We start from the raw sequence: 4850 nt of genomic DNA, 5'->3' as shown, positions 1-4850 counted from the left end.
TGCTCGTATTTCTTCATCTAAATATATTCAATACCATCCCAAAATACCTAAACTCAATTATAGAATTAATCCCAATTAGATGTTTAACTTATTTCAAAATCATTCCTATGCAGTTATCTGCTGTATGTAGTACAAAAATACATACACTCTTTTAAAAAATTCGGATTTGTATTTTTTTAATTCTATCCATTTTTTTTATTACTTTCGTTTACTTTTTCCTTAGAAAAATACGTCTTAATCTCTTATTTGTGAGGAGATTCGCATTGTAACAACCCTCTTTGTCAACGTTGAAGAGAATACCGATTTCGGAAGATGAACTCGTCAGGGGACTACAATCCCATGATGAAAAGGCTTTTGTCCTGCTTTACGACAATTACTCTCCTGCCCTACTGGGAATTATTGCCAAGATTGTAAAAGATGAAGCCGAAGCCGAAAATTTATTACAGGACTCTTTTGTGAAGATTGGAAGAATATCGGCCAATATGACCCTAAAAAAGGTCGTTTATTTACGTGGTTGCTTAATATATCCCGCAACACCGCACTTAATTTTTTACGGTCACCTCATTTTTTTGAAAAAAGTGAAATCCAAAATTCAGAATCGATTGTATATACAGAAACGGTACAAACTGAACTTACAGAAGTAAACTATATCGGAGTCGGTGAGACCGTCCAAAAACTCGACCCTAAACTGAAACAAGTGATTCACCTGATTTACTTTTTGGGTTATACCCAACAGGAAGTATCCGAAAAACTAAACTTGCCTTTAGGGACGGTTAAAACCCGAACCCGCACGGCATTACAACAATTGAGGGTTTATTTTGGACAACATAATTTTTAAAATGGACGTACGAACATACATTGAGTCGGGGATTGTGGAGGAATATTGTTTGGGGTTGTTACTGGAACACCAATGCGAAGAGGTGCGGCGATTAGCTGCACTTTTTCCCGAAATACAGAAGGAAATAGAAATAACCGAAGCTGCTTTGTTTGCCTATTTAGATACCCCCCCACGTCCTGCTTTGAAGGGGCAAATTTTAGGGGCACTTCAAAATTGGAAGAAGCTATTCAATTGACCAAGCCGCCGCTTATCAATCGCCACAGCGATATTAAGAAGTGGAATGAAGCGTTGACGGGCATTCAGCCAAATTTTGAATATGAAGGTTTAAAAGTTCATTTTTTACGCCAAACCGAAGAACTGCAACTCTGTGTGGCCTGGCTTCAATCAGACATGGTCGAAAAAGCTCATCACCGTGATGAATTTCAGGAAAGCTTTCTCATTTTGGAAGGTACCTGCGATTGTGACTTAGGGGATAGAATCGTTAGCCTGCAACCGGGAGGCTATTTAGATATTCCTTTTGACACTCCTCATACCATTAAAGTGACGTCCCCCGAAAACAGACACGTAAACGCATTGATTCAACGGCGAAAAGTGGCGGCGTAATTTTACCGTTTATCCCTTTAAAATCTCCAACTATCCGTAATTGCTTGAAAGTGTTTGAAGCAAGCACGTAACTTTCGTGTGCTTTTAAGGTTAAAAGTTACGTAATTTTCTTCTTTTCAGGTCTTAACCGCAAGGCTCTTAACCTCTTAACTGCCTCCTCAATGCCCAACATTCTTGAAGCACACGACATAGTAAAACAGTATGCCACGCACCGTGCCCTTGATGGTGTAAGTATCAATGTTCCTAAAGGCAGTATTTTTGGTCTGCTTGGCCCCAATGGTGCCGGAAAAACGTCCCTCATTCGGATTATTACGCAAATTACCGCTCCCGACGAAGGCTATGTATTGCTGGATGGCGAACGCCTCCGTCCCAATCATATCCAACACATCGGTTATCTGCCCGAAGAACGCGGTCTGTACAAGAAAATGAAAGTGGGCGAGCAATTGCTCTATCTTGCTCAATTGAAGGGACTTTCGGAGCGCCAGGCCATGGATAAGCTCAAAATTTGGTTTCAAAAATTTGACATCAAAACGTGGTGGAGCAAAAGCATCGAAGACCTATCGAAAGGGATGCAGCAAAAAATTCAGTTTGTGGCTACCGTCATGCACGAACCTAAACTGATTATTTTGGACGAACCCTTCTCCGGTTTTGACCCCATCAATGCCAATCTTATCAAAGACGAAATCCTCGAACTTCGCGACAAAGGAACGACCATTATCTTTTCCACGCACCGCATGGAATCGGTCGAAGAACTTTGTGACCACATTGCCCTTGTGCATAAATCCAAAGTGATTTTGCACGGCAGCAAACAGGAAGTAAAAGATCAGTTCAAGGAAAATAGCTATGCCGTAAGCTATCACGGTACGTTAGAAAGCTTACCCTCCGATTTTGAGATTATTTCCCAAAAAACCGACGAAGAAAATCTTAGTAAGGCCAACATTCGGATTGTGGGAGCTACTTCCGTAAATCAGTTGGTTGGAAATCTCATCAGCCAAGTAGAATTGGTCGCTTTTCACGAAAATATTCCTTCATTCAACGAGATTTTTATCAAAGCTGTCGGCGGAGAAATGCCGGAAGAAGTTTTGAAGTAGGCAGTGGGCACGGGGCTGCCCGTGCAGTTTACAGTAAGCAGTATAACCGTTAACATTCGATTATTATCATGAAAAATATTTTCCTTGTTCTCAAACGTGAATACTTGGTACGAGTCCGTAAGAAATCGTTCATTGTCATGACGATTCTGACACCGGTTCTGATTGCGGCTTTTTACGGAATCATTGTTTGGGCGGCCGTAGGTTCTTTCAAAAACGAGCGTAAAACCATTCAGGTCATTGACCAAAGCGGTCTGTTCAAGAATAAATTCAAGAGCGACAAAAACACGACGTTTCAGTTTACCACGGAATCGGTGGCGGTTGCTCAAAAGAAACTGAAAGGCAAAGAGGAGAATTTGCTCGTTTTTATTCCTGCCGACATTATGACTCGCCCGGAAGGATTACAGATATACGCCGAAAAGAACATCGGACCGATGCTGCAAGGGCGAATTGAAAAAATTGTTCAACAGGAACTCCGCAATATCAAACTTTCTAAAGCGGGAATTACCCAGAAAGTAATTGAAGATGCCAACCAAAACGTGGACGCGCAAACCTTTAGCCTTGACGATGAAGGAAAAACGCAATCCAGCAGTACCATGGCCGCTTACGTGGCAGGATATGCTGCGGCGTTTTTGCTATACATTTTCATTCTGATTTATGGTGCGGGCGTGATGCAGGGAGTGATGGAAGAGAAATCAAACCGTATTATCGAGGTCATTATTTCTTCGGTTAAACCTTTTCACTTGATGTTGGGTAAGATTTTGGGCGTAGCTGCCGTGGGATTGACTCAATTTTTGCTGTGGGGAGTACTTACGTTTGCCGTAACTACGGCCACTCAGACCCTTTTTGGGTTCAACCGATTTACGGCTACGCAGGAGGTAATGAACAAACAGGCCGAACAAGCCGACCCTGAACTCAAGAAAGAAATGGAGAAGCAGCAAAACGGTACGCTGCAAATGATGAATAATTTCACCAAGTCAGCTCAATCGCTTCCTTTAACGCAGATTTTTCTTTGTTTTATTTTTTACTTTTTGGGCGGGTATTTATTGTACAGTTCGCTTTATGCGGCCATTGGAGCTTCCGTAGAAAATCAGCAGGAAGCGGGGCAATTTACATTTCCCATCATGCTGCCGATTATTGCCGCTATCTTTTTTGCCCAATTAGCCATTAATCAACCCGATGGTTCACTTGCTTTTTGGACATCTATGATTCCGTTTACTTCTCCCGTGGTGATGATGGCTCGGATTCCTTTTGGCGTACCTGCCTGGCAAATCGCCCTTTCGATGGGCTTTTTGGTGTTGGGTTTTGTAGGAACTACGTGGTTGGCAGCCCGTATTTATCGAGTTGGTATTTTGATGTACGGTAAAAAAGTGAATTACAAAGAGCTGTCAAAATGGATTTTTTATAAAGGATAGAGAGAGTTTACAGTAGGCCGGCCGGTGCAGTCAGCAGTAGTTGAGCAATTGTTTTTTGACAATCAATGGATTCATGGAAAAAGTCGAAAATGTAGAAACCAAACCGCAAAAACCGAAAAAGTCCGCTTTTAGGGAATGGGTCGATTCCATTGTGTTTGCCGTAGTGGCTGCTACGTTCATCCGTTGGCTGCTGTTTACGCCTTACGTGATTCCATCGTCGTCAATGGAAAAAACGATTCTTATCGGCGACTTTATTTTTGTGAGCAATCTGCATTACGGAGCCCGTACGCCCGTTACGCCTTTGCAGGTTCCACTGACGCACCAAACGATATGGGGAACGAAGATTCCTTCTTTTTCTACTTTGATTCAACTGCCGATGTGTCGTTTACCGGGTTTTACGAGTGTTCATCGCAACGATGTGGCGGTGTTCAACTATCCCGGTGACCCCGACGAGCCTTTCGAAGATGTATCTATTGGCAACGGAGGTTACAAACATTTCCCCGTCGATTTGCGTAACAATTTCATCAAACGCTGTATTGCCATCAGCGGTGATGTCATAGAAGTGAAAAACGCGGTGGTTTATATCAACGGAAAACCAGCACCTGTTCCATTTAACGCTCAACTCTTTTATCGTTTGGAATCGACGGATGCCTTGGACGATCGTTTTTTTGAGAAAGAAAATATTCAGGATTATAGTAGCTATCCCGCTGATTCAGCTTCGCCTAACAAATTTGTATATCAAATCCGTACCTCCACAAAAATTGTAGAAGATTTAAAGAAACATAGCTTTATTCGTTCCATAACGCACACAAGCCGTTATAATGAAGCAGGGCTGTTAAGTTCTATTTTTTTGTTACATTTGACCAAATATTATATGGAATATGACACTAAATGAATTTTTCAAAG

6 protein-coding genes are annotated in these 4850 nt (G+C 41.9%); all 6 read left to right on the top strand.

Annotated elements, in window-relative coordinates:
* The first annotated feature begins 514 nt into the window (after positions 1-514).
* The 6 genes from Q0081_RS30300 to lepB all read left to right on the top strand — a co-directional run bounded on the left by Q0081_RS30300 (position 515) and on the right by lepB (position 4839).
* Complete coding sequence (locus tag Q0081_RS30300; protein WP_310586548.1) at positions 515-838, top strand: RNA polymerase sigma factor; 324 nt, start codon at positions 515-517, stop codon at positions 836-838.
* Position 839: 1 nt separating this feature from the next.
* Positions 840-1073: a hypothetical protein gene (locus Q0081_RS30295; RefSeq protein WP_298362472.1), complete on the top strand. Its 234-nt coding sequence runs from the start codon at positions 840-842 to the stop codon at positions 1071-1073.
* Positions 1052-1441: a cupin domain-containing protein gene (locus Q0081_RS30290; protein ID WP_298362469.1), complete on the top strand. Its 390-nt coding sequence runs from the start codon at positions 1052-1054 to the stop codon at positions 1439-1441. Before Q0081_RS30295 ends, Q0081_RS30290 begins: the two co-directional genes overlap by 22 nt.
* A 161-nt stretch (positions 1442-1602) precedes the next feature.
* Positions 1603-2532, top strand: a complete 930-nt coding sequence (locus tag Q0081_RS30285) for an ABC transporter ATP-binding protein (RefSeq protein WP_298362466.1) — start codon at positions 1603-1605, stop codon at positions 2530-2532.
* A gap of 68 nt (positions 2533-2600) precedes the next feature.
* On the top strand, positions 2601-3944 hold the full coding sequence (locus Q0081_RS30280; RefSeq protein WP_298362463.1) for an ABC transporter permease: 1344 nt from the start codon (positions 2601-2603) through the stop codon (positions 3942-3944).
* 73 nt (positions 3945-4017) lie between these two features.
* The gene (gene lepB / locus Q0081_RS30275) at positions 4018-4839 is read left to right on the top strand and encodes a signal peptidase I (RefSeq protein WP_298362460.1); all 822 of its coding nucleotides are present in this window, start codon (positions 4018-4020) and stop codon (positions 4837-4839) included.
* The last annotated feature ends 11 nt before the right edge of the window (positions 4840-4850 follow it).

Source organism: Runella sp. (assembly GCF_027484545.1).
In the GTDB taxonomy this organism is placed as follows: domain Bacteria; phylum Bacteroidota; class Bacteroidia; order Cytophagales; family Spirosomataceae; genus Runella.
This window is presented reverse-complemented; position numbering and strand designations above follow the sequence as displayed.

What these genes read in the sequence shown, in the direction of transcription:
- Q0081_RS30295 (WP_298362472.1), top strand. Translation starts at nt 840, where the DNA reads ATGGACGTACGAACATACATTGAGTCGGGGATTGTGGAGGAATATTGT.
- Q0081_RS30285 (WP_298362466.1), top strand. Translation starts at nt 1,603, where the DNA reads ATGCCCAACATTCTTGAAGCACACGACATAGTAAAACAGTATGCCACG.
- Q0081_RS30280 (WP_298362463.1), top strand. Translation starts at nt 2,601, where the DNA reads ATGAAAAATATTTTCCTTGTTCTCAAACGTGAATACTTGGTACGAGTC.
- lepB (WP_298362460.1), top strand. Translation starts at nt 4,018, where the DNA reads ATGGAAAAAGTCGAAAATGTAGAAACCAAACCGCAAAAACCGAAAAAG.